Below are 607 nucleotides of genomic sequence, written 5' to 3'. Positions count from 1 at the left end.
GTATATCTCTCTTTAAAAATAAAATAACCTGCTACTATAGAAAATAATGGCTGAAGCGTTACTATTACGGTAGAGCTTGCAACTGAAGTATATTTTAAAGATTGRAACCATAATGAATAATGACCTGCCAATGCTATGCCTGATACTAATGATAATAGAAAATCTTTTTTACTTATTTTTTTTAACTCTTCTAAATTTYTTATTAGAAGTATAGGCAAAATTATTATAAAAGAAAATAATAATCTATAAAATGCTGTTATTGAAGAAGGGGCATTAGCAAGTCTTGCAAATATTGCAGACATTGATAATGCTGTTACTCCAACAAATAAAAATATACTTTTTCCCATTACTATAAAAATTATATATTAATAATTTATTTTCTAAAAATTATAATATTTTTTTTGTATTTTTCAATAATCAAAATATTATAAATTGTATTATTATTAGATTGATTTTTTTACTTTATAGTGTATGATTTATATATAAAAATTTATTTAAGAGTACAATTTGAAAGTTAGATTTTTGGGAAGCAGAGGCTCTATACCAACCCCCGGTACTAGTTTCAGTGAATACGGCGGTAATACGTCTTGCTTACAAGTTATTGACG

General features: G+C 25.0%; 1 protein-coding gene and 1 pseudogene. One reads left to right on the top strand and one right to left on the bottom strand.

What is annotated here, in order from left to right:
* Positions 1–347: EamA family transporter (locus GQX97_RS14000; protein ID WP_157152343.1), on the bottom strand; the 347-nt coding region annotated here is incomplete at its 3' end.
* A gap of 160 nt (positions 348–507) precedes the next feature.
* Here GQX97_RS14000 and GQX97_RS15215 point away from each other — a divergent pair.
* A pseudogene (locus tag GQX97_RS15215) lies at positions 508–607 on the top strand (MBL fold metallo-hydrolase); the annotation flags it as partial.

The sequence above is a fragment of the Brachyspira sp. SAP_772 genome, from assembly GCF_009755885.1.
Taxonomy (GTDB): domain Bacteria; phylum Spirochaetota; class Brachyspiria; order Brachyspirales; family Brachyspiraceae; genus Brachyspira.
This window is presented reverse-complemented; position numbering and strand designations above follow the sequence as displayed.